Below are 24,403 nucleotides of genomic sequence, written 5' to 3'. Positions count from 1 at the left end.
GGTAATGCGGAGTACCAGTTCTCACTTGCAGTCAATCCGTTGCGCCTAACGAGGAAGCCCGGATGCCACCTGCGCGGTACGTCGAGCTGCTACTGGTCATTTTTGGCACTTAGCCGCGGCCGCAACGGCATATCAGTGTCTTTCATTTCAGACATCTGGGTTATGCGTCGGAATTCCTATTGCGGTCGCCGGAACAGCGCACTCTAAATCCAGGTCGCAGCGCGAATTGCGCGCCGGCATCAGGTTATTCGCAGCCGTGGCGGCTGCAGCATGCGATAGGCCCTAGAAGCCTCGCGCGGTCGCCATGCACGGGAGGCTGTCAGAAGAAGGCTGTGATGACCAAGTAGATTCCAGCCCAAAGCACCGCATTTATGAGAAGTGCGACGAGGAGCTCCCAGTTCCACCTTCTCTGCGGTTGCAAGGAGGGACGATCGGCGCCGAAATGCTTGATCATTGGGGGCTTTGTTGCGCGCGAATGTACGTCTCATTGCGCTGAGCGCCGGCCAACAGAAATATGCCAAGCTTTGCATGCCTCCTATCACTCATAAGCTAGCAGTCCTCTCTTCATAGGGCGGTAGGAGAAACGATGTTCGTTGCGTCGCGACCACTCGGCCGATTGATTGCTCGTGTATCTTCGGAACGGCAAGGTCGCGTTCGGCCCACGCAGCAAGCTACATGCCAGAAGGTAGAACTGTCGGCAGCGCCTTTCATTTGATGGGTTGGTCAAACGGAGCCGCTGCGCGACGTCGGAGTCGCGACATTCCTGTCGGAAACAAAACCCGCATTACCGTGTGCAACGAACACCGGCGGCGACGCCGGTGATGCTGTGTTGAAGATGGGAGTTTGGCCTCCCGGAGCCGGCCTTCAGGGGCAGGCTTCAAACCACCTCATGCTGCCGCGTTCAAAAGGCGCGGTGGTGAGCGATGAGGAAAAAGGCGGTGAATGAAACCGTCAGGTAAGTGACAAGAAGATGAGTGCAAGCGAACCGCCGATGACGTATCGAAATGGGTTCAAGATGCTGTCAAGACGGGCGTGGGGTAGTAGCGCTCGGAGGAGTGTGGGCGGAGCCTGTTTACGGCCCACGCGGCAGCCGGTGCATAGGCGGCATGATCTCGTCACAGGCTTCAACACGGAACGTCGGAACCTGACGCAATGCGTCAGGGGCGGAGCAACCCGTAATAGTGAGGAAGCGGCTGTAATGGCCGTGGAGCAAAGGGGTTGCGTTATCCTGCCGGCGTCACTGCGCCAACCGGGAAGACCGGGAGGAGCACGGTGAACTCCGGCAAACCGTTGCCCATCACCAAGCGGATGGTGTGGGAAGCCTATAAGCTTGTGAAGAAGGGAAAGGCGGCGGGCGTCGATGGCCAGAGTCTCGAAGACTTTGCCGGCGATCTTGAGAACCACCGCTACCGGCTGTGGAATCGGTTGGTGTCAGGAAGTTACTTCCCGCCACCAGTGCGGCGGGTCGAGATTCCTAAGGCCGGCGGTGGGATTCGTCCTCTTGGCATACCGACGGTCGCGGACCGTATCGCCCAGATGGTGGTCAAACGGTGTCTGGAGCCGGTGTTGGATGGAGAATTTGATCCGGACTCCTACGGCTACAGGCCCGGAAAATCGGCCCATCAGGCCATAGAGCAGGCGCGTAAGCGGTGCTGGCAGCACGACTGGGTCGTAGATCTCGACATCAAGAGCTTTTTCGACACGATCGATCATGAACTCTTGATGCGCGCGGTCTATCGACACACGAAAGCTGACTGGATCCGGCTCTACATTGAGCGGTGGCTTAAGGCTCCGGTCGAGATGCCCGATGGATCGGTTCGGGCGAGGACGACAGGCAGGTCTCAAGGGGGTGTGGTCAGTCCAATCCTGGCAAACTTGTTCCTGCACTACGTGTTCGATGTTTGGATGAAGGGGTCTTATCCCCACATTCCGTTCGAACGCTACGCCGACGACATCATCTGCCATTGCCGCACGCGGCAGGAAGCGGAGGAACTCAAATCGGCGCTGGAACGACGGTTTGCTGACTGCCATTTATTGCTGCATCCGGAGAAGACTAAAGTGGTCTACTGCGCTGACAGCAATCGACGGCGGTCCTACCCGCAGATCCATTTTGACTTCCTGGGCTTTAGCTTCCGCCCCCGTATGGCGAAGAACCGGTGGGGCAGGATCTTCACCTGCTTCCTTCCGGGCGTGAGTCCGAACTCTCTCAAGGAGATGAGGGCTCGCATTCGAGGATGGCGCTTGCCTCAGCACTCGCCGCTTCCGCTTGAAGACATCGCGCGTAGTCTCAGCCCCGTCCTTCGGGGCTGGGATCAATACTACGGGCGATTCTACCCGACGGAACTGCGTAGGCTCTATGAGTACTTCGATGAGCGCCTCGGCGCGTGGCTTCGGTGCAAGTACAAGCAACTGAAGGGCCATCGGGGACGGTCGTTGCGGAAACTCAACGAGATGGCGAAGCAAAATCCAAAGCTCTTTGTCCATTGGCAAAAGCTTGGACGGGCTACGGTTGGATAACAGGAGCCGGATGATGCGAGAGTATCACGTCCGGATCTGTGAGCGGCCGAGGGTGAAACTCCCTCGGCCTACTCGACAGCAAAAGGTGAGCGCCTCGCGAGCGTCATGCCGTATGACCTTGCCCCGTGGACTTAATCCAGATTGAAGTTCGCTCTGGCCGATATGAGGACCAGAGCATGAAGCGCAGCCGCTTTACGGAAGAGCAGATCATCGGGATTTTGAAGGAGTACGAAGCTGGCGTGTCGGTTGCCGATCTGTGCCGGAAGCACGGCGTCAGCGATGCCAGCATCTACAAATGGAAAGCCAAGTTTGGCGGGATGGAGGTCTCGGAGGCCAAGCGGCTGAGGACGCTGGAGGATGAGAACACGCGGCTGAAGCGGCTTTTGGCCGATCGTGGACGCCCACGGGATGAGCGAACGGCGGGCGTGTAAAGCCATCGGCTGTTGCCGCATGACCATCAGATATCGGACGACCCGGGCGGACGACGCGGCCCTACGCCAACGCATGAGAGCGATTGCCGAGGTGCGCCGTCGCTTCGGCTATCGGCGCCTGCATGTTCTGCTCAGGCGGGAGGGCTATCTGGTCAACCACAAGAAACTGTTCCGGCTCTACCGGGAAGAGAGGCTCGCGGTCCGTCGCCGTGGTGGCCGCAAGCGGGCGCTCGGGACCAGGGCGCCGATGGTGGTGCCGATAGCGCCGAATGACCGCTGGTCGCTCGACTTCGTCTCGGACCAGCTCACCGATGGCCGCCGCTTCCGCATCCTGACCGTGGTCGACGAGTGCACGCGCGAATGCCTGGCGTTGGTGGCCGACACCTCACTCTCCGGCACCCGTGTGGCGCGGGAGCTGGACCGGCTGATGATTGAGCGCGGCAAGCCCAAAATGGTGGTCAGCGACAACGGCATCGAATTGACCAGCAACGCCATCCTGACATGGGCCGACCAGAGCCGTGTCGACTGGCATTACATCGCGCCCCGCAAGCCGACGCAGAATGCCTTCATCGAAAGCTTCAATGGCTGTCTCCGAGACGAATTGTTGAACGAGACGCTGTTCACGTCGCTGGCCCAGGCCCGCGTCGAACTCGGACATTGGCGGGCCGACTACAACGATACGCGACCTCACTCGCAACTCGGATGGAAAACACCATCGGAGTTTGCCTTCACCTGCAACCCGCGACGGGATCTGGCGCTGCGCTATGCCGATGGCTCCGCGCCAGCTCCCGCCGCTGCCACCGCCCAACCGAGCAAATCCAACAGCCGGGGCGAACTCAGGACCGGATAAAACTTGATGTGGTGGAACGGCCCGCTCCAACAGCATCAAAGTGCTAGAACGTGGTCGTTGTTCGAACGCCACAAAGGAGGGACCGTTCCGTGAAACAGGTTATCACCATCGGGCTGGATCTGGCCAAGCACGTTTTCCAGGTTCACGGGGCGGATGCCGAGGGCTCACCCGTGTTCAACCGGAAGCTACGGCGCAGCGAAGTTCTGCGTTTCTTTGAGAAGCTGCCAGCATGCCTGGTGGGGATGGAAGCATGCGGTAGCGCCCACTATTGGGCGCGCGAGATCGCAGCTCTCGGTCATGAGGTCCGGCTCATTCCGCCGGCTTATGTCAAACCCTTCGTCAAGCGTGGCAAGACGGATTCGGCGGACGCTGAGGCCATCAGCGAAGCGGTGACCCGAAAGACCATGCGCTTCGTGCCGATTAAGACGGCTGAGCAACAGGCTGCCGCGATGGTGCTGAAGACCCCGCGCTCTTCTAGTGCGGCAGCGAACGCAATCGGTCAACGCGTTGCGCGCGCATCTGGCAGAATTGGGGATCATCGCCACCGCCGGCCTGGCAAAGGTTGAGGCGCTGGTCGCAATCATACGGGATGAGACAGATGCACGCCTGCCCGCAGCAGCGCGCTTCGCGCTGATGGCTATTGCCGACGAGATTGAAGCTTCAGCCGACCAGATCGAGAGGCTCGAGCGCGCAATCGTCGCGGAGGCCAAGCACGACGAAGGACATGCGTCGGTTGACCACGATCCCTGGCGTCGGCGCCATTACGGCGGCGACCATCAAAGCGCTTGTGCCGGATCCCGGCGGGTTCAAGTCGGCTCGCCACTTTGCCGCCTGGCTGGGATTGACGCCGCGGCCTCATTCAAGCGGAGGCAAAGAGCGGTTGGGACGAATATCGAAGATGGGAAATCCAGAACTCCGCTCTATCCTCGTTGTCGGGGCAACGGCCGTCTTGCGGCTTGTCCGAAACGACGTTCGGGCGCGGCCGTGGCTGAAGGCGCTTCTCGCCAGACGCCCCTTCAAGGTTGCCGCCGTCGCGCAGGCCAATAAGACGGCGCGGATCATCTGGGCGCTCCTGGACAAGGGTGAAATTTATCGGCGTCCCGACCCATTGGCGATTGCCGCGGTGACGCAGTGACCGCCAAAACGATCTGACCGGCGCAGGCCGGCAGAGGGCGAGGTGCAACAACAGGCGATGAACCCATGGGACGAAATCCCGAAACGAGTGAAGCTACTGCCCCCAATGCGCTCAAGCGCGTAAACTTGATTTAGCTCCTCGTTCCGCGGATCTCATCGAGGCCAGCGGCCATATTGTGCCGCGCGCAAAGGCCGGACATATGACCGCACCGTTCCAATGTGTGAAATCGACTGAAAAAGCTCTTGCCTCGCGGGCCGTTCCACATATGGGGGCAAGGTCACGTAGCCAACGCGTTAAGGGCCGCATCTTAGTGAGGCCTATAAATCGAGCGATATTTGCAGTGGCAGCCAATGAGATCGGTTAATCATTGTTCCTGACCGTTAGCTGACGATCGAGGTCGCAGCGGTCCGCTGGATGTGCCAGCTAAGAAGTGCATTCCAGACGTCTGCGGCTATGTACGAGCCGATTTGGACGCCATAAAACTGAATGGTTTTCACATAATTGACGCATTAGGACTGTTCAGCCTTTGCGAGAAGGCCGCAAGGGATCAAGTACACTCCCGCAGAAGCAGCAATGTCGCCCGGAGCTATCTGGTGCGGCAACTGCGAGCATCATGAAGTCTGGATTCCGCCGCCAATAGGAGAGCATGGCATGATGAGGGACAATTCATTGAAGACGAGATGAGGCCTCAAGAGCCGCCGACTTCGCATGCTCAAGCGTGATGTGCGCTCTGCCGGCGATGAGCAGTGAATGCCTGGCACCGATCAAGACTGCTTCGCCGCGGAGAGGCTCAATGGCGGACTTACATAAGTAGCGGGAAGATTCGATCGGCGGGTCGCCTAACTCAACGTACAGATCGTGCCGCCGCCCGTCCTCAGGCAACCGGCGGCACCGAGCGCAATTCGAGCACCAGAGGCATAACTAGAGGAGCGTGAGTGATGATAGACATCTACCGCTTTTGCGGATGGTGCGTTGTAGAGTGGTTCAGGAAAGCTGGGCCGAGAATCGCGGAGGTTGACTTGTTGCGCGACAACGTCCTCTACGTAGAGTTCAGGGCTATCCGAGAGGCAAAGGAGCGGGCGTGCGAGCGCAGGTGGTAGACAAGCTGGAGGCGGGCCGGGTGCAGCATGGCCGGTTCGCGACTGCTCCGGGATCAGGCCCTTGCGGTCTCTTCTTTGTGCAGGGGCCTTGCGGGTGTGAACTAAAGATAAGTGCATTTGTCCGTCCTGGGTGGGAGCATGTCGCTGTTTCGACACCGCGGCGTTGTCCAAACTGGGAGGAGATGTGCTTTGTCAAAGACATGTTCTGGGATGAAGAAGAGTGCGTCATGCAACTGCATCCGCCACATTCGCGTTATGTGAATAACAGCCGATATTGCCTTCATTTGTGGAGACCCATTTATCGAGACATTCCGATGCCGTCTCCGAGCTTCGTAGGCGTCGTTGGATTGAGTCCCTCAGATGCGGCAACGTTGTTCGCGCGGATGAGCGCGACAGCATGACGGACTGAGTTTACAATATCCGAGCACAAGGTGAGGCCGAGCGGGTGCACAAGCACCGGTTCGGCGTCCCGATGAGAAGCGGGTGTATGTCAGGCTCGCTCGGCCGTTGCGGCGTGCAAGGCGGGCTGAGATGAAATGCCGCTGTCAAACAGGAGCAGCCTCAGAGCGAACAACAGCATCTCGCTCGCTGATAGCCGATCACGGGGCGAACTGGGGACGCGAATTGCGCGCTCTTTGGAGGCGAAGTTTTGGGCGCCGGGCGGCGCGGCACGATGAGGGTGAGATCGATCTCAAGCCCACGACCGAGCCTGGTTTGGTGAAGGCATCGTCTAACGCAGCCATCATCCTGACTGAAGCTGAAATTACACGAGCGCGACCTCTTTCACTGTGCAAGAGTCACTAGCTGGTCGGCCACCGCCTCACACCTGCAGCAGCGCCCGGAAGCTGGGACTGTCGCACAGCCAATTTGCCATGACGGCGATAGCTTCCCTAAGCTTGTGTGGTGGCCAGCTCCTCGTCAGTTTGCCGCGATATCGGTCGCAGGCAAGATGTGAGCAGCGCGCCCTCTGAGGAGACGCACGCGGAAGAAGCCGGTGAACCAGCATGTATAATCGAGTCGATGGCGAATACGCACATACTGAGCAAGCTGAGGAATCGAGTTGGCCCGCAGACGGTAGCGAATGTGCCCAAACACTCACCGAAATCGCGCGGCTGGAGAGCCTGGCGCCCGGCGAATTGTTCGATAGAATGGGGCTCTGCTTCAGCAAGCCGCATACCTCAGATGCAATCGATGATAGTTCAAACACCTCGGGCCTCAGCACATCCTCTCTGTCCTCCAGCTCCGAGTTATCCGTTGCCACTAGCCCTGTCCGTCCTCTGTTCGATTACAGGACGGCGGAATTGCCCCAAGCCAATGTCAGTGGAATCTGTGTTGGATTGGCCGCGGAGTGGCTCCTTGATCTCCCAAGCAGCGCTTCCTCCCGAATGGGGGTTCTGCTCCCGGGCACGGAAAATCACCGCTCGGCGGCAAGACGGCAGGAACAGTCTGAAAAGCTTAAGACTCAATTGAAAGAGGATAAGGCGGAAGGGTCTCACAATTTCCAGGCAAAAAGCACAATCTTGCGTGACGCCGGCCTAGAACCATCTGCTGAAGAGACGCGATATAGGTTTGGTACATCTTCGTGCATCGACAAGATCGTAAACGAGCTTGCGCAGGATCCATCCGTCCATTTGGTCAGCTTGAAATTCGTCCAACCTGGCGCCGGCACCCACACGATTGCAACGGCAACGTCGAATGGAACGACGATCCTCTCTGATCCTAACTATGGCGAATTTACTGTTCCGTCAGATCGGGTCGGAGGGTTGTTTAAGAGTCTTGCCGAGCGCTATAGCACCCTGAACAAACGTGATATTTCGGCGGTCGTCACACAAAGGATCAGGTATGGGCATCCCAATGCAACGGACCTTGCCCTATTCCCGCGCGCGGAACCTCATCGGTAGACACGAGGCAGCCGCATCGCCCGCCTTGTTTCACCCGCCGCGGTTTCTGTGGATGTTCAATCGATGCTCTCGATGGAAGTTCTCTGGAAGTAGTGCAGAGAGGGGAATGTTTAGCGACATAGGTTCGCCGGTCACTGAGGTTTGTGAGCCCCGCGCCATCGCGTGTCAGAGCAATCGCCTGCGCTTCCTCTCAGGCCGGACCGGCGGCCCGTTAGGCTAACCTCCTCGTAGGGTTGCGTTACCCGACGCCCAATCGCGCTCAGGGGGCCGGTCGGCAACCAAGCATCCACAGAGTCGGCACTAGCTGGAGCCGATCTGCTTCGGAATCACCGCCAGCCGCTTTTATAGTGAGCTCACCAACCAAATAGCTGCTGCCGGGGGCATCGGCTTGCCGTCGCACCGGCGCCTCAAAGCCAGTCATCGCTCGCCACGAGCTCCGCGACAATCCGCCTTCTCTCGTCGCTGGACTTGATTGACGGCTTCGGTGAGGACCTCATCCGCGATCTGACTCAGTGATATTGCAGCGCTGTGTTGTTCCAAGCTTCTCAATGGAATTGTGCGCCGAGCTGGAGCACTCTTTCACGGATTAAAGTGCCGAATAGTGCGAGTGACATCGCGAAGTTTGGACGAGGAGTTCCTGCGCGGAGCGCTCGCATGGGGGGTATTTAGCTAATTCGGATGACCGGCGCCCGGTAGCGTGGATCCGATTACGCGGGAAGCAGCGGGGGCGCTGGTCGGGTGGATGGATCAGACGCTGTCTCTGCCGCGCATGCGCGACTGGTTGAAGTTAGCAGGAGCGTGACTCGGCGCCGAAATCCCCACGCATACTCGGGGCGAGCGCTGTCCCTACCACGCGCCGCTAACTTCAAGAGTCATTGTACACCGAATAGCTGTCCAAAAGCTGACGAACCCGACGGCATGCATCCGGCGAGAGCGCCTGCGCGGGTTCATGCCCTGCTGCCTAGCACCCAGCCATCTGCCTAGTGGACGACCAACGTAAAATATCGTTAGCATAGACACATTCCATCCCCTCAGCGCGTCGTGCCGGACGCGGTCCTGTCGCCGCCAAGGAACGGTCACAAGCAAGTTGAGCCGGGGCCTGCCGCCGCGCACATGGATAGGCCGATAGGCCCATGGGCTGTATTCTTCGTCGACTGGCAGGCTACAGACCGCTCGCTGCAAAAAACCCTGACATTATCGCCAGGGTTTTGCATGCCATCGAGAATTTAAGGAGGCCGATCAGAAGTCCATACCGCCCATGCCGGGGGCCGCAGGCATTGCTGGACCAGCCGTAGCCTTCTTCGGCAGCTCGGCAACCATCGCTTCCGTCGTGATCAGCAGCCCGGCCACCGAAGAGGCGTTCTGGACCGCGATGCGCACGACCTTGGCCGGGTCAATGATACCCTTGGAAACGAGGTTGCTGTACTCGCCTGTCTGGGCGTCGAAACCAAAAGAGTACTGCTCGTTGTCGAGGACCTTGCCGACTACGATCGAACCGTCCTCGCCGGCGTTGATTGCGATCTGGCGGGCCGGCCAGGACAGCGCCTTACGCACAATCTCGACGCCGGTCTTCTGGTCGTCGTTCTCGGTGCGCAGACCCTTGAGCTGCTCGGAGGCACGGAGCAGGGCGACGCCGCCACCCGGGACGATGCCTTCCTCGACTGCCGCGCGGGTCGCATGCATCGCGTCATCGACGCGATCCTTGCGCTCCTTCACCTCGACCTCGGTCGCGCCGCCGACGCGGATCACCGCGACGCCGCCTGCGAGCTTGGCGAGACGCTCCTGGAGCTTCTCACGGTCGTAGTCCGAGGTGGTCTCCTCGATCTGCGCCTTGATCTGGGCCACGCGCGCCTCGATGTCGGCCTTCTTGCCGGCGCCGTTGACGATCGTGGTGTTCTCCTTGTCGATCATCACCTTCTTGGCGCGACCGAGCATGTTGAGCGTGACGTTCTCGAGCTTGATGCCGAGATCTTCCGAGATCGCCTGGCCGCCGGTCAGGATCGCGATGTCCTGCAGCATGGCCTTGCGGCGATCGCCGAAGCCCGGAGCCTTGACGGCCGCGACCTTCAAGCCGCCACGGAGACGGTTCACGACCAGGGTCGCGAGCGCTTCGCCTTCGACGTCCTCGGCGACGATGACCAGCGGCTTGCCGGTCTGCACCACGGCCTCGAGCAGCGGCAGCAGCTCGTTCAGCGAGGAGAGCTTCTTCTCGTTGATGAGGATGTAGGCGTCGTCCATCTCAACGCGCATCTTGTCGGCGTTGGTGACGAAGTAGGGCGAGATGTAGCCGCGGTCGAACTGCATGCCCTCGACGACGTCGAGCTCGGTCTCGAGCGATTTGGCTTCCTCGACGGTGATGACACCCTCGTTGCCGACCTTCTTCACCGCGTCGGCGAGGAATTTGCCGATCTCCTGGTCGCCGTTAGCCGAAATTGCGCCGACCTGGGCGATCTCCTCATTCGAGGTGACCTTCTTGGAGTTCTTCTGAAGGTCCGCAACCACAGCCTCGACCGCAAGGTCGATACCGCGCTTGAGGTCCATCGGGTTCATGCCGGCGGCAACCGACTTGGCGCCTTCTCGCACAATCGCAGCGGCCAGGACGGTCGCGGTGGTGGTACCGTCGCCAGCAGCATCCGCAGCCTTCGAAGCGACCTCACGCACCATCTGGGCACCCATGTTCTCGAACTTGTCGTCGAGCTCGATCTCCTTGGCGACTGCAACGCCGTCCTTGGTAATTCGAGGTGCGCCGAACGACTTGTCGAGCACGACGTTGCGGCCTTTTGGACCGAGCGTGACCTGCACGGCGTTGGCGAGAATGTCGACACCGCGCAGCATACGGTCCCGCGCGTCTACTCCGAACTTCACTTCTTTGGCTGACATACAAAATTCCTTCAGTCCCTATTAATTCATCCTTTGGCGCGCCCGATGGGCTCTCCTCAGGAGGGGTGAGCTGCGAGCTGTGAATTAGGCGGCTTTCTTCTTGGAGAAGACATCGGTGAGAACACCCATCACGTCGCTCTCCTTCATAATCAACAGGTCTTGCCCATCGATCTTGACCTCGGTGCCGGACCACTTGCCAAACAGCACGCGATCACCGACTTCGATGTCGATCGGAATTAGCTTGCCGCTATCATCGCGGCCTCCCGGGCCAACTGCAACGACTTCGCCCTGCGATGGCTTTTCCTTGGCAGTGTCGGGGATGATGATGCCGCCGGCGGTCTTCTCTTCTGCGTCGATGCGCTTGACCACGACGCGGTCGTGAAGCGGACGGAATTTCATAGAGGTCTCCTGAGCGTGTGAACAAGTTGAAGTTAGGCACAATGTGACAAGCAGCCCGTAGCAAGAGTCAGGCCAGAAATGCGCTAAGCGATCTGCCCTTCCAGTACTGCTGAAGCATTCAGCGGCTGCGATTGTGTTGTCCAGAAGCAAACGCGCAGAGGTGCACCAGCCCGCCCGGCTGTCGTGAAAATGACATTGCGTTTCTTCGAATACTGCATTGATCCCGGGAAGACTTCAACGTTGCTCCGGTGGTCGTTGAACAGGTCGAAAGGCCTCGCGTGTTGGCGGCGGTGCTGGCATTGCACATGATTGCCTGACGGCACCATCTAGCAGCTGTGGCGGGCAAAGCGTGCGGTCCACAAACGGTGTCCAGCGGCGGTGCTCAAACCCTACTGACTTCACCCTGGTCATCGTGCCGGCAGCACTTGAAGAAATTTGCGCGCGCCGCGAAAGCTTGATTGCGCCGGACATCGCGCACCGCGGTGCTTTCACCGGCCGCGTTCCTCGCCGGCGATTCCGCGGAAGAGATTGACGGGAGCTACTATCTGAGATGGCGGCCATCAGCCGACAGCGCACATTTTTGCGCAATTGTCATCGAGATGAGGGGCTGTTGCTATGCATAAGGGGCCACTCTGCTCGGCACGTGCCATAGATCATATCCGGCAGGTGGCGCTTGAACGAAAGCGTTCTTTCGGCCGGCGAAAAGCCAGGACGGCGATCTAACTCACTGAGGCCGCATTTTCCGGCGATAGGGTCGAGATTGCATCGCGAGGTGCTCGATAGATTCCCTCTACTTGATGTCGATGGCATCCAAACAGCTGTCGAGGATCGAAGGGATTGGCGGATATAAGAGCAATATACCTTGATATACGTTGTGCAGCTGCTTCCGGCGTGTGATCGGCTTCCAAGTCGAAATTCATCCGATCTCCGCGCACCATGGAAGAGCATCTGTGTCATCCGTAGAAGTACATCAGCACATCGTCTCACTTCTGCAGAAGCCGAATCCCGTCATCCTGGATATTGGCTGCAATGATGGGACTGATACGCAAAAGTTCCTCGAGCTGTGCCCGCAACCCGAGCTTTACTGCTTTGAGCCCGACCCCCGAGCGATCGCGCGCTTCAAGAAGAAGCTCGGTCCATCCCTCAATAAGGTGAAGCTGCTAGAAATCGCCATCAGCGACCGAAACGGGACGATCGACTTCCATCCGAGTAATGCAGATGGGGATGCGAAAGATTGGGACCTGTCCGGCTCAATACGCCGCCCAAAGAACCATCTTACCGAGTATGATTGGGTCCGGTTTGATCGGCCTGTCTCGGTTGAAACACGGCGGCTGGACGACTGGTGCAGCGAAGCCAAATTGGACGGAGTCGATTTCATCTGGATGGACGTTCAGGGAGCCGAAGCCGACGTTATCGCCGGCGGCATGCGGACCTTGAGCAACACGCGCTTCATCTACACCGAATATAGTGATCGCGAGCTCTACGAAGGGCAGTTGAGCCTGCAAGCCATTCTTAGCTCATTGCCATCATTTGAAGTGGCGGCTCACTATCCGCGCGCAGTGGAAGGTGATGTATTGCTCAGGAATACGCGTGTCTAGCAGCTACTCAGATCTAGCGTCTCATTCATGCAGCGCCTGATCAGCGTACTCTGTGATGGCCGTAGCTGCACAACGGTGATCGTCAAGGCGGGCGGCTATCGTTAGCCCGATTGGTGTGCGGTTTCGAGCCGGCGTGAACGCCAGCCGGTCCATAGGGAGCGGCCAGCGCCATGGTAGTCAGCGGGTCCATCCGATCCTGAGGAGCTAAGGCCGTGGTGCCGTGGCGATCGAACAGCCGATGTAGCAGCAAGGCGTTCGCACATTCATGACGTCGCTTCGTCGGTTCCGCTCTACCGGCAGTCGCCAGGATCTACTGCCGATCACGCCAAACCATCGCGCGGCCTCATCGGCGCGCCCCAAACCGGTCTAGCTTGCTAATGTCACTCCATCCCAACGGCAGAGGGCTGGCTGTATTGGAGGGCTGACATGGGTCTCTTCAGCCGGAAGATGGCCGGTTAGGCGATGCGCGATCTCATGCGGCCGCAGCGTCTCTTCCGCGCCGTCGATGCCGATCCGCCAGCCGCGGCCAAGAGCCAGATTGATCCATCATTCCGATGGAGGTGCACGGTACGCTTCACATCAATGTCGTACTGCCCTTGCCAGTGTCGGCGTGCCGCATCGATAAGCGCAAGGTTGAGTGCCAGGATATTGCGCCGTGCAGTGCTGCACGGTGCGCCCAGGCGGCACAGCCCGTGAGAGTCGAGCCCCGTCGCTCGGTGATTTGGAAAGTTCGTGGGTTGCCGTTGCGCAGAAATTCAGGTCGATCCCGCTCGGCAATCCATTCGCGTGGCCTGTGGTTTGCCCGCGCCTGATCCCTTTACTTCATGGAAAGCCGGGCTGTATTGCAGTTCCGAGCAGGGCGAGGCCAGCACTCTGAAGCGTTCCCTCGTTTAAAGCTGCGTGCTGGGCAACCACGAAGCTGTCGCACATGGCGCGTGCTAGGTTGCTGCTGGTATAGAGCGCCTCAGTTCCAGCAAGACCGCTCGAGATCCTGCAGACCTCAGCGCCCTGCCGCGCGGCGTTCGTCGCGGCGAGCCGCACTTGCATCGTGGTGCTCAGATTTACCCCGCCCGTGAGCGCTTGCTTCCACAGCTCTTCCGTGGCCTCGTAAAAGAAGGAACGAGCGGAACGTAGCATAGATTCGGCTTTGGCGATTTCAAGTTGGACATAGCCGCGCTCAGCCATCACGGGCGCTCCAGTGATCGAGGCGCGGCTTCCGGCCATGGCGATCACCTCGTCTATTGCGGCTCGCGCAATCCCGATGCCGACGACCGCATGCGCCTGCGCAGCGAAAGCGACGGACGGATAACGATAGATCGGCCCATCAAGTGTTGCCGGACCGCCGCGGATCAAGGTCCATTGCTCTGGCACAATGACGTCGCTGACGACAACGTCGTGGCTTCCGGTGCCTCGTAGTCCGATGACGTCCCAATTGGGCCGGATTGTCACCTTCTCTGCCGGAATCACCGCTACACGCGGGAGGTCTCCGGCCGGATCGTCTTCCAGTTTTATACCAACTCCTATCAAATCCGCCCCGGGCGAGCCGCTAGCGAATGGCCACACGCCGTTCACGACAAATCCGCCGGCGCATCGCCTGGCGGGCTGGAGCGGGAAGAGCGCACCCGCCAATACGACGTCAGGTCCATTGGCGTACACTTTTCGAAGCGTGTCGTCCGGAAGAGCAGCGAGGTAGCGAGCTCCATCCCCGAAGCTGGCGACCCAACCGGCGGATCCGTCGGCCTCGGAGATGCGCTCGATCTGGCGGCAAAATTCGGCTGGTGTTCGCTCCTCGCCGCCGAATCGCTTCGCGACCATAGCCCGATAGATACCGATGCGCCTGAAGCCGTCGATGATCTCTTTTGGAATTTCCTGCGCGGGGCCAAACTCGTTGCGACGCGCACGGATCTCGACAAGTAGCGGCGACAGATTATCCCAGGTCGCAGCCGCGGTGTGGGATACAGGACATTGCTTTTCGGGTGAAGCGTTCATAGATCGTCCTCCGCGTCTTGTGCCGACCATGGTCGTGCGTCAGCCATTGACTGCGCACGGGGCGAAGCTGGGTGATACGATACCGGCTGGAGGACATTCTCAGAGCTGTCGCAGTTGATATCGCTTGCATGAGATTGCGCACGGTAGCTTCCCAATTTAAGGGCCGGGAAGCCAGACTGAGATGTAGCTGTTGCCGTTGCATGGAGGCTGGCCGGCAAAACAGCCGGTAGACGGCGGCGCGACATCGGCCCGTGGTTGCCGGGCTGGATCTCCGGCGGCTGGTCGGGGGGGCATGCGATGTCATGTCTTCTCCATGGACGTGTGCTCATACGTCGGACAAGCCGGGTCGAGCCAAGTTTGGAGTTCCTGAGCTATGCTCGGGAGGGCGCTCAAGCCTGCGACTTAGTTTTCCATCGTCTCAGCAATCGGCGTGCCATTAAGCATGTCTGCCGGCCTTGTCCGAATCTCGCGAGATCATTCCGCCGCGCCGTGCCACACATGCTCGTGTCTTCGTGTATACTTTCCGCCAATGTCATTGACTCAACAAGCCGCAAGCAAACCGACAGAAGCGGACCTCGATCGCCGACCGGCCAGATTCAACGTTAGTGCCAAAATTAAGACCCGCTCCGATCTCCCGATGCTACCAACAGCCCAATAGCTGTTCGTGCGACTGCGGGGAGCGCCTGGTTAGAAGCGGACCTCCAGACAGCTGGTGTTCAGCAAACGCACGGAGCTCAAGACGCTGAATTACGCGATCAAATCTGTTCGAGGCACTGCAAGAGTACCCGGCTCATGCAAGCAAAGACAAGGCGCGCTTCGAAGAGGCCCCGGGGAGCTTAGGAGGCTCGTTGCAGCACACGAGCCGTCTACCTTCTGTCCTACAGGACGCAAGAAATTCGGGCAGAATTCTGACCTGTCGACCTCTTTTGCAGCCGCCGGCGCCTCCCTCTTCGGCGGTTTTCCAATGCTGAGATTTTGGCCGAGCTTGCCAAATTCGCGCAGCATGCCTGCGCCACGAGCGTTACGACTGATGAGGGATCCACGTTCTGAAGCTAGTCTTCTGTTTCCTACTGAGCGACGCCGTGGTTGAAGAGCTTGCTTGCCAAATCTATCGGGTGTTAGATGATTTCTGGCTGGCAGACGCGGTGCGCAACATTTGAATCATTGTTCTGGTATTCGCCTGGGCGGACAAATCTGGCACAACTTACTGTGTCCGCAGCGACTAACAACCTGATGGGTTTCGCGTACACGCTATGCAATTTGCGAGCTGCCAGTTTCGTCTCGTGTCGAACTCGTTATGGAGGACGGATAGTAAATTGTCCAAAGCGGGCGGGTCGCGCGACTGTGTGCAATATCAGGCAGCGCATGCGAGATCGTGGTGAAAACAACCATGCTTTCAACGGCCTTATCATTGCGGGCCGGGTCCTTGGCGGCGAACGAGACTATCATAACGAATGATGGCAGTCCTGCTGGTTGTTCTATGTGATCTGCAGCCCTGGCTGAGCTTGGTGATAAAGCAACACCATTCATGGCGTGCTCGATCGGAGCTAGAAGATCTCAGGATCGTCGCCGGCTCTGGAGTTCACAGCCAGGCAATGCGCTTCATCGCTATCTGCTACCGGAACCACGCTATTGGGTTTGCAACTCAATATGGAGGCATGAACGCTGTCGGACGCGTTAGGTGCGTTTCTTGATGCTCGCCGCGTGTTGCTAACATGAGTAGGTAGAACATGAGGAGAATCAAGACGCCACGCATACCGAAGGACTTCCCGAAGTGATCATTATTATGGAGCGGATGGTATCCGGGGCATTTGTCGCAGACGGTGGACCAAACAGCGGAACGGAAGGGCCGTATCACACGGCAGATGATTCGCCTCGGGTGTGAATGTGCTAGCGTCAGCTGACAATATCGACCTTACCGGTGCCGATCCGATACAGGCCTCCGACGACTTTCAGCCGGTTCTGCTCAACTGCAGCCGTCAGAATCGGGCCCGTCGATCTGAGTTTGTTCACATTGTCGATCACATTTTTTCGGGTTGCGTGGGCGGATATATCGCCGGCTTGCCCTAGAGATGCGTTCACCGCGGGAGCAAGTGCGGTCACCAGGGATGAAATGTGCCCTGGCGGCGGCTTATCTTGATGGAGCGACTTGATCGTAGCGTCTATCGCGCCGCAATGATCGTGGCCTAGTACGAGGATTAGCGGCGTGTTCAGTACTGCGACCGCATATTCCATACTGGCGAGCGTATCATCATTAGCGAAGTTGCCGGCGACGCGGCAGACAAACAGATCACCGAGCCCGCTGTCGAACACAAGTTCGGGCGCCACGCGAGAGTCGGCGCAGCTCAAAACCGCCGCATATGGATTTTGGCCTTCGACCAAAGCCGAACGCTCGCGCCTGAAATCGTCGGCTCGCGATGTACCCTGGACATAACGATCGTTTCCCATCAGCAGCCGCTTCAGGGCAGCATCTGGCGACAGCAGGTTATCTGGCTTGGGCGTGCCTTTTGCTTCCCTTGCATCGGCAATTTTATTGCCGAATCGTAGGAAAACTGTCGAAGCAGCAAACAACAACAGCGAACGGCGCGAACGCGCAGTGCTGGTTAAATGGTTCATATTTGGAGAATTGGCTGCATGCATGTGTCGCCTCATCGCACGGCCTTACGCCACCCGGTGGCTTCGGCTTCCGCTTCGCTACAAAGCCAGCGTTCGCTGCGCTTCTTCGTCATATCGATTAGTTCGTAGCTGGCTTGCCCTGGCAGGTGATAAATCCGCTCGCCGCTGCGCTCGACAGTGCCTTTTATCAGGCACTCGGGGGACGGTGGTTCCGACAGCAGGACTGATCCGAGCAGTACTTCCTGCGCGTCGATCGGAACCGACCACGCGCCGATGATCATCGTGCCCTTATTGCGGCGAGGCCAGTCCCACGGAGCGATGAACGCTCCCGACCACAGTCCGGCATGGGCTGTGCTTGCCGACAACTCATAGACAGCGTGAGATGCAGCAGCCGATAGTGCCCAGCCCGAGCGTACCATCCAGACATTCACATTCTCGCCTTCGATGAAGCAGTTACCGAGGGCTCGTCTGTACTCATCGACTCTCTGGGTGTGACAATCCCAGGTTCGCCCATTTGAATGCTTGATAAGCTCGTCGCGAGCAGCTACGCCGCAGGCCCATTTGCGACCGTTGGTGTCGAGACAAATCTGGTCCGTCTCAGGAGCTTCGATGCCTGAGAGCCGAACGTTGGTTTTCTCGATCTCGATCGTATTGCCGTCGAGGATGCGCGGAGCACCGCTGAGCGTCGCGGCGCAGACCGGAGATGTGACGAGAGCGAGCAATGCGAACATAATTCCGCGGTTCACCGACAATAACCTTTCGCTCCTGATCCACGTTTCACGCACGATACGGTGCCGATACATTCGACTGCTTGACAGCATTATGTGCGTTATTCCGCCGGCATTTCCGAGCGCTCTATGAGCGCTTCGCCGGAACGCGAACCTACGGCCTGACGCTGCGTAAGGATCAAGTGATTTCTTCGGGGCGGGCGGCGGTATTCTTCGAGCATCGGCTCTCTCACTAGGACCGCGCTGTACCCTCCACCTGAGGGGGAAATCCTCGCGGGCGGGCCGAACGGGCGATGCTGAACAAACCCGAACCCCGGAATGTTGTGTTTTGCAAAAAAGGAGACCGACTATGAAGCGCCGGCGCTCGCGGTGGAGTCAGGCGTTGAGGAGCAACCTTGTTCTGGTCGGCCACGGCTCCCAGCGGCAATCTTGCCGCTGCCGACGGTTCTGCGATGAAATTTCGCATTTCACACGAAAAGATGTGAAAAATCTTGTCTGGCTCGCTCTGACCGATTTAGAAGAAGACGCAATGGAGTTCAGCGTAGACGCCCGCGCATAACTTAGCTCCTTGCGCGAGCAAACCGCGCAAATCCGATGCCTTTTCCGCCCGGCAGGATGATCGTTGATGTCGACCAGGGCAGGTGGAGCACAGTTATAGAAGTGTTTTCCATGCTTCGAAATCCGGATCTATGACGTGCAGACGAATGGGTGCCAGATAAGCTAGGGCCGAGCCAGTCTGGTCCTCGACGTTCTTGCGTACGGCTCTGAGCTTCCCGGTCTGCACGCTCCGAAATGCGCAAGCGCCCAGCGGTATGCTGGGTTGCTACCGGTGAACGGTTTCCGGTAACTTCCTCGCCGGCTTCGTCTCAGCACTCATTTCCTGGTGCCTTCGACGTTGCTACGCAAACTGATGTCCTCACACCGGGTGGAGTGAAGGCGGGAAAACCACATCTCGCAAGCTCGTGCGCGCCGCTGACACTAGGCGGAACAAACGGAATCGCGCGGCCCGACCTTCTTGCGACGGGACGGACTGCTGCGAGAAAGGCACCCGGACCGTTGCGGATGCTAAAACAAAGCAAGTGTAGAGCGCGTATGTCTTGCAATAGGTTCGAGGCGCTCCGCCACTGCGGCAAGATGTTGCTCTGCGGCGGTTTACTCAGGCCTTGGCTCTCCTAAGTCTTCCTCTTCTTTTGGCTCGGTGCGTTGGAACCAGGAGCCAGGGGGAAATTTCGCGATGCGTTTGGCAAAGGAGGATTGTGGCTCCCAATCCTGTCCTTCTCTCTTCTCGAAAGTGATGACCCCGTTGTGTGTAAAATAACGTGGTCCTTGGATACTACAATTCACCAAGAGCAGAACGCGCCACACGCCACCCTTCTCGGCCGGTTTATCATTCCGCTTCGGTAAGTAGTCCACTCCAACTGGTTCAATGATAGTGCAGCGGCCCTGCCGCAGAAGATCGCCGAGCCGGCCTTGCGGGGTAGTCACAAAGTTGAAGTTGGCCGGATCATGCAGAAAGCGAAGATTTGCGTCCCTTTCGCCATCTGCGACTTCACTGGCGATTAGGGAGAGCGCCAGGGCGCGCCAGCCCAATTCCATCGGCTTCGCATAAGTCGACGCAAGTTCAAGCGTGCCGTCGAGGGCGATCTTCCAGGCGATAACGTACTGTTCGTCCGATTTGTTGTCCCGGTGTCTGGTCCACGAAACGAAAATAAAGTCGTTTTGGCCAAGTTCAACAACGCCCCACATTTGAGGCACGAACTGTGCCACCTTCGAGACATTGGAGATAATTTGTTCTATCGTCTCACCATCTTGCGCTCGCCAAGTTGACTTCAGTCGTTCGACCAGGGGACTGTCGCTGGCCCGAATATTATTGCTCATGGCAGCCGGCCAGGCGAGGCAGATTAAAAATCCGACCACGCTAAGCCATAGCGCGGGTCTTCCAGGCATTCTCTTCATAACCCTCGGCCTATCGCGTTTCATCCAAATATCTTGTGAAGCAGGCAACCTCGAACCTGCTATGCCATCGCAAGAAGTTTACGGGGATGCACCCGCTAGCTGTCCCGCGCGAGCAGGCGCTCCCCTCTATGTCATGCGCAGCTAACTTCCCCGGCAGCGACTGCGTCAATTGGCTGAGCTGGACCTGCCCAGAGGAGGAGACTGGGCATTCCGAGGGTCTGCATTCTTCGTGCCAGGCAATAGGCGGAAAATTTCACGGAGTTTGTGTCACTCTTGTCGACTTTCCGACCTTTGCATGTTTTCGATGTTTCTGTTTGGCGTATCCGCCGCAGCTTGTGCATCCATGTCCCGCACCGGATATTTAGCAGAAGAGTTGAACGCCTCGATGCCGGATGCCTGTGGACGGAAGTGGGTTTGCCGCCATTGAGCTGTGTGGTTCGCTATCGTGCCGCCCGCGTTCGAGCTGCGTGATTGCCAAGCACCAAGCCGGCTTGATCCCAGCTCTGAAGTCTGGGTGGCACGCAAATCAACCCCTCGCCAGTTGCTAAATTTCGCCACGTGCCTTGGCCTATTCGCCGCAGATCCTTTAGTTGAGCGAAGAGCTGGCTAGCTGAGGTGCTGGGCGAACCTCTGGAAATCGCAAAGCCGCATTGAAAGCGCTCTGATATAACGTCGGTACTCCCGCCGGCAGGCTGCTTCTGTCCCTTTCATCAATTTAGCGTGCGGCTCCGCCTCAAGGCAGCTCCGATGCTTATCCGGCATCTGAGAAGGATATGTCTGATTATGGCATCTCTGATGAGAGAATGTTTCTAGATGGTGAAGTCACAGAGATGCACGGTCATTCGGCTAGCGGATGTCGCAGATTAGCTTGCACATAATCTGAGAGGTTGACGGAAGAGTTCTCCTGCCGATAATCCAAGTCGTCGAGGTTCTCCGGTTCCCATTGATCCGGAGCTAAGAGGGAAGCCGGTGCAAATGCCGGCTCTGCCCCCGCAACTGTGAGCGGCGAGCCGCTGTCCGACGATGTCGCTGAAGCCTGCACGGCTTCGGGAAGGCCGGACAGCAGCGATGACCAGCAAGCCAGGAGACCGGCCCCGACAATATATTGGTCCACGGGCGGGGTGTCTCGGTGGTGCGCCAAGCAGCCGTCGCACGCGCGACTTCTCCTGCCTGCGTCCGCCATGGCCTTTGTCCCCAACAGGGGTTAACGCTATGTCTCCTCTCTCTCTTCCAGTTGCTACGCTCGGAACGCCACGCATCGGCCCAAGGCGTGAGCTCAAGCTCGCTCTAGAAAGCTACTGGGCTGGAAAGATTAGTGAACAGCAGTTGCACGAAGACGCATTCGGCCTACGCGCAGCGAACTGGGCTCGTCAAAAATCGCTCGGCGTCACGATCATTCCGTCAAACGACTTCTCGCTGTATGATCAGGTGCTCGATACAAGCGTCATGGTTGGCGCAATCCCGGAGATCTACGCCGCGAACGGAGAATCCGTTTCGCTCCAAACGTACTTCGCCATGGCCCGCGGATCGCAATGCGGCGAGCAGGATGCGAGTTGCGCCCAGAGCCCGCGGGGATCTGGCGTGCCCGCGCAGGAAATGACCAAGTGGTTCGATACCAACTACCACTACATGGTTCCTGAGTTTTACCGGGGACAGGCGTTCAGACTGTGCTCTCGCAAACCCGTCGAAGAGTATGAGGAAGCGAGGGCTCTTGGCTTTCAGACCCGCCCTGTCCTGATCGGGCCGGTCACATTTTTAAAGCTCGGCAAGAGTACCGATAGTGCGTTCCAGCCCCTCTCTCTCCTCGATGATCTGATACCCGTCTATATCGACCTTCTGCATGAATTAGCCAAACGAGGGGCAAGTTGGGTCCAGTTTGACGAGCCCTGCCTGGTCCTTGATCTGGATGAGGCGGCGCGAAATTCGTTGCTGCACGCCTATAACCGGTTCGCAAAGGAGGGACCCGCTATCAAGATCATGCTTGCGAGCTATTTCGGCGCCCTAGGCGACAATCTGGATACTGCCTTGAGCCTGCCAATTTCCGGTCTGCACGTCGATTTGGTTCGAGCGCCAGAACTATTGGATCAGATCGTTGCTGACGGCCGAAGTGATCTCGTCATGTCGCTCGGTGTCATCGACGGCCGGAATGTGTGGCGGTCGAACTTGCCGTCGCTCCGTCAGCGGCTGAAGCCCTCGATTGCGAAGCTTGGCAGGCACCGTGTACAGCTCGCTCCATCCTGCTCGCTGCTTCACGTGCCGGTCGATGTTGAACTCGAGACCGGGCTCGCGTCCGACGTCAAGAGCTGGCTTGCTTTCTCGGTTCAGAAGATGCGTGAGCTTGCGATCCTGGCGCGGGTACTCGCAGGCGACCAGAATGTTGGGCTAGCTCTTGCCGAGTCGGAATGCGCTGCGACTGCCCGCCGGACCTCGCCGAAGATCCATAATGCCAACGTCGCTGTCCGAATGAGGGCGATCGATCAGACGATGCGCCAGCGCGCCACCCCGTTTGCCCGTCGTTCCGAGATCCAAAGGGAACGCTTTGGACTACCGGCTTTTCCCACCACGACGATAGGATCGTTTCCGCAGACCACAGCGGTGCGAAATGCTCGCGCGGCGCATGCGCGAGGTGCGATGAGCGAGGAGCAATACGACAGGTTCCTCAAAGAGGAGATAGCCCGCGCCGTACGTTGGCAGGAGGACATCGGTCTTGACGTCCTCGTTCATGGCGAATTCGAGCGTAATGACATGGTGCAGTACTTCAGCGAGCAACTCGCCGGCTTCGCATTTACAAGGAATGGATGGGTTCAGTCCTATGGTTCGCGCTGCGTTAGGCCCCCGATCCTGTTTGGCGATGTAGTGCGGCCGAAGCCGATCACCGTGGAATGGTGGCGCTACGCGCAATCACTAACTAGTAAGCCGATGAAGGCGATGTTGACCGGACCGGTGACGATCCTGAACTGGTCGTTTGTTCGCGATGATATTCCTAGAAGCGAGGTCTGCCGTCAGCTTGCGCTCGCGATGCGCGATGAAGTCCGCGATCTCGAGAATGCCGGTGCGGCGATGATACAGATCGACGAAGCTGCACTTCGCGAAGGATTGCCATTGCGCCGGTCGGACTGGAAGGCATATCTCGATTGGGCCGGAGATTGCTTCCGCATCTGCTCATCGGGCGTTACCGATCAAACGCAAATCCATACACATATGTGCTACTCAGAGTTTAACGACATCATCGGTGCGATCGCTGCAATGGATGCGGATGTCATTTCAATCGAGACGTCGCGATCGAAAATGGAGCTGCTGGATGCGTTCAGGAGGTACGAATATCCAAATCAAATCGGACCGGGCGTGTACGACATTCACTCTCCGCGCGTTCCCGAGACGGACGAAATGAAGGAGCTGATCGTGCTAGCTCGGACGCGCTTGCAGGATTCTCAGCTCTGGGTCAATCCGGACTGCGGCCTAAAAACGCGCAAATGGGAGGAGGTTCGGCCTGCGCTCGCCAACATGGTCGCTGCCGCGCGCGAACTGCGCGCTGCATCCGATCCGCAAATCCGTTGATCCCGAGCTCCGGTCTGTTCTCGACAAAGCTAATTGGGTTATGGTGATTTACGCTTTCCACATTATCGAGGCTATCCTTGCCGCTGACAAAATGCCCGGTCCACTTCGTGGACCGGGGAAGGTACGGTCTCGGAGAAAAGATGGTGACGCGTTACGCTAGTTTCGTCGGCCGCGGGAGAATTGCCGGCTGCTCGATCAAGGCGACGACATTCGCCGAAAATCTGCGACCCATTCAAGCAGAAGTGCCGCAGCTCAATCATGCCATGGTACGCGGCCGTCTAGGCTGTGATTTGTCGCTCATGGGCACGTTGGCAACGGCCGCGACAGCAATGAGAAAACTAATGCTTGACGGACACCGCAAGGCACCGGCGCGGATTCGGTCCGCTCGGAGATGCCGTCAGGCTCCCTCAATCAATCCACGCTAGATAGTCGTCCGTGAAGAAGGACTAAGCCACTGATCGGGAATCTCGATTTGGGCTAAGGGGCATTTCCAGATTGCAAGGTTTTGATGCTTTGGGCGTCAGAACCTTGCGATTTGGTTTTCGTGGATTCCCTCGAAGCGGGAAGCATGATTCCTTGTCTGCATCGGAGGGAACGATGCGGCCGAAGAAGCACAAGACGACGGGATCGAACGATCTGTTCCGGGCTCGGCTCGACCAGATCATCAATATGAAGCACGAGCTGGTTCTGCTCGCCGGCAAGGTCGATTGGGACTGGATCGACGGCGAGATCGCGCCGCTCTACA

The 24,403-nt window shown here is 58.4% G+C and carries 13 protein-coding genes, 3 pseudogenes and 1 riboswitch; of the genes and pseudogenes, 9 read left to right on the top strand and 7 right to left on the bottom strand.

Annotated features, from left to right (window positions below; all coding sequences use genetic code 11):
* Positions 1–1,272 precede the first annotated feature (1,272 nt).
* The 6 genes and pseudogenes from ltrA to IQ16_RS37285 all read left to right on the top strand — a co-directional run bounded on the left by ltrA (position 1,273) and on the right by IQ16_RS37285 (position 7,934).
* Positions 1,273–2,517 carry a group II intron reverse transcriptase/maturase gene (ltrA, locus tag IQ16_RS37310; protein WP_014497798.1) on the top strand — a complete coding sequence of 415 codons (1,245 nt, stop codon included), beginning with the start codon at positions 1,273–1,275 and terminating at the stop codon, positions 2,515–2,517.
* 176 nt (positions 2,518–2,693) lie between these two features.
* Positions 2,694–3,798: pseudogene (locus tag IQ16_RS37305) on the top strand (IS3 family transposase).
* Positions 3,799–3,887: 89 nt separating this feature from the next.
* Positions 3,888–4,933, top strand: a pseudogene (locus IQ16_RS37300) (IS110 family RNA-guided transposase).
* Between the two features lie 938 nt (positions 4,934–5,871).
* Positions 5,872–6,033: a hypothetical protein gene (locus IQ16_RS46065; protein ID WP_014497793.1), complete on the top strand. Its 162-nt coding sequence runs from the start codon at positions 5,872–5,874 to the stop codon at positions 6,031–6,033.
* Positions 6,015–6,434, top strand: a complete 420-nt coding sequence (locus IQ16_RS47720) for a DUF7694 domain-containing protein (RefSeq protein WP_011084853.1) — start codon at positions 6,015–6,017, stop codon at positions 6,432–6,434. Before IQ16_RS46065 ends, IQ16_RS47720 begins: the two co-directional genes overlap by 19 nt.
* Positions 6,435–7,037: 603 nt before the next feature.
* Positions 7,038–7,934, top strand: a complete 897-nt coding sequence (locus tag IQ16_RS37285) for a YopT-type cysteine protease domain-containing protein (protein ID WP_011084854.1) — start codon at positions 7,038–7,040, stop codon at positions 7,932–7,934.
* Positions 7,935–9,173: 1,239 nt separating this feature from the next.
* Here the strand turns inward: IQ16_RS37285 and groL are convergent.
* Both groL and IQ16_RS37275 read right to left on the bottom strand, forming a co-directional pair.
* Positions 9,174–10,814 carry a chaperonin GroEL gene (gene groL, locus IQ16_RS37280; RefSeq protein ID WP_014497791.1) on the bottom strand — a complete coding sequence of 547 codons (1,641 nt, stop codon included), beginning with the start codon at positions 10,812–10,814 and terminating at the stop codon, positions 9,174–9,176.
* A gap of 84 nt (positions 10,815–10,898) precedes the next feature.
* Positions 10,899–11,213, bottom strand: coding sequence for a co-chaperone GroES (locus tag IQ16_RS37275; RefSeq protein WP_014497790.1), 315 nt, complete (start codon positions 11,211–11,213; stop codon positions 10,899–10,901).
* Between the two features lie 950 nt (positions 11,214–12,163).
* Between IQ16_RS37275 and IQ16_RS37265 the strand changes: the two genes are divergently transcribed.
* On the top strand, positions 12,164–12,811 hold the full coding sequence (locus tag IQ16_RS37265; protein ID WP_011084858.1) for an FkbM family methyltransferase: 648 nt from the start codon (positions 12,164–12,166) through the stop codon (positions 12,809–12,811).
* A gap of 822 nt (positions 12,812–13,633) precedes the next feature.
* Here IQ16_RS37265 and IQ16_RS37260 read toward each other — a convergent pair.
* From IQ16_RS37260 to IQ16_RS37235, 5 genes are all read right to left on the bottom strand, one after another.
* The gene (locus IQ16_RS37260) at positions 13,634–14,800 is read right to left on the bottom strand and encodes a flavin-dependent monooxygenase (RefSeq protein ID WP_014497789.1); all 1,167 of its coding nucleotides are present in this window, start codon (positions 14,798–14,800) and stop codon (positions 13,634–13,636) included.
* A 1,896-nt stretch (positions 14,801–16,696) separates the two neighbouring features.
* The gene (locus IQ16_RS37250) at positions 16,697–17,440 is read right to left on the bottom strand and encodes a carbonic anhydrase (protein ID WP_026312601.1); all 744 of its coding nucleotides are present in this window, start codon (positions 17,438–17,440) and stop codon (positions 16,697–16,699) included.
* A gap of 8 nt (positions 17,441–17,448) precedes the next feature.
* A complete protein-coding gene (locus IQ16_RS37245; RefSeq protein WP_014497787.1) occupies positions 17,449–18,162 on the bottom strand; it encodes a thermonuclease family protein in 714 nt (237 codons plus the stop codon).
* A gap of 1,134 nt (positions 18,163–19,296) precedes the next feature.
* Positions 19,297–20,022 carry a hypothetical protein gene (locus IQ16_RS37240; RefSeq protein WP_014497786.1) on the bottom strand — a complete coding sequence of 242 codons (726 nt, stop codon included), beginning with the start codon at positions 20,020–20,022 and terminating at the stop codon, positions 19,297–19,299.
* Positions 20,023–20,367: 345 nt separating this feature from the next.
* Positions 20,368–20,658 (bottom strand): hypothetical protein, encoded by a 291-nt coding sequence (locus IQ16_RS37235; RefSeq protein WP_131234261.1) that lies wholly within the window; start codon positions 20,656–20,658, stop codon positions 20,368–20,370.
* 351 nt (positions 20,659–21,009) lie between these two features.
* A riboswitch (cobalamin riboswitch) is annotated at positions 21,010–21,211 on the top strand.
* A gap of 101 nt (positions 21,212–21,312) precedes the next feature.
* On the opposite strand from IQ16_RS37235, the gene metE reads away from it, so the two are divergent.
* A complete protein-coding gene (gene metE, locus IQ16_RS37230) occupies positions 21,313–23,658 on the top strand; it encodes a 5-methyltetrahydropteroyltriglutamate--homocysteine S-methyltransferase (protein WP_011084864.1) in 2,346 nt (781 codons plus the stop codon).
* A gap of 597 nt (positions 23,659–24,255) precedes the next feature.
* Positions 24,256–24,403, top strand: a pseudogene (locus IQ16_RS37220) (IS5/IS1182 family transposase); the annotation flags it as partial.

It is taken from the genome of Bradyrhizobium huanghuaihaiense (assembly GCF_007830635.1).
In the GTDB taxonomy this organism is placed as follows: domain Bacteria; phylum Pseudomonadota; class Alphaproteobacteria; order Rhizobiales; family Xanthobacteraceae; genus Bradyrhizobium; species Bradyrhizobium huanghuaihaiense.
Note: the sequence above shows the minus strand (reverse complement) of the source record. Positions and strands in the feature narration are given on the sequence as shown.